The 614-nt window shown below is 54.1% G+C and carries 1 protein-coding gene; it reads right to left on the bottom strand.

The genetic code is table 11. The annotated features are described in order from the left end of the window. Window positions 1-499: IS30 family transposase (locus GHN86_RS23030; protein WP_153387389.1), on the bottom strand; the 499-nt coding region annotated here is incomplete at its 3' end. Window positions 500-614: the final 115 nt, after the last annotated feature.

Here is a 614-nt window from a genome sequence, read left to right as displayed (position 1 = left end):
GGTGAATACTCAGATGCGCAGGGTAACGTTCTCGACGCACATTGCTTTGGGTTCGCTTAGGACGTTTGCCGTCAGCCTGACGTAGATAACTGATCAACTGGCGTTTCAGCTCGCCGCGCGGATAGGCATAGATGGCGAGGTAGATAGTTTCGTGGCTCACATGTCGCTCGGATTGGCCTGGCCAGATACTGCGTAGTCTGCGGGCAATTTGTTGCGGTGACCAGCCGATGCGGAGCATTTCGACGACCACTTGAAATAGCTCTGAGTCTGGAGACAAACGCCGCTGACGGCGAGGCGCATGTCGAAGCTGTTGAGCCCTGCTGGTAGCTTGGATGGCGTCATAGTGAGGCTGCTGGGGGTTGCGTTTGATCTCACGACTAATGGTGCTGGGGTGACGGCCTAGCAAAGCGGCAATAGCTCGCAGCGTCTGTCGTTGAAAGAGCATCACCATAATGGTGACGCGCTCCTCGGTACTCAGGTGGTTGTATTGGGTAGACATGGCAACACCTTACATGAGGTGTTGCACTTGCTCCTTGAGACCGCCACTCCAACGATAACTGTCAAAGGGGATGGATTGATCAGGATTCAGCAATGTCTTTATATTGAGCGCATCG

It is taken from the genome of Pseudomonas helleri (genome assembly GCF_009600315.1).
GTDB classification, from domain to species: domain Bacteria; phylum Pseudomonadota; class Gammaproteobacteria; order Pseudomonadales; family Pseudomonadaceae; genus Aquipseudomonas; species Aquipseudomonas helleri_A.
This window is presented reverse-complemented; position numbering and strand designations above follow the sequence as displayed.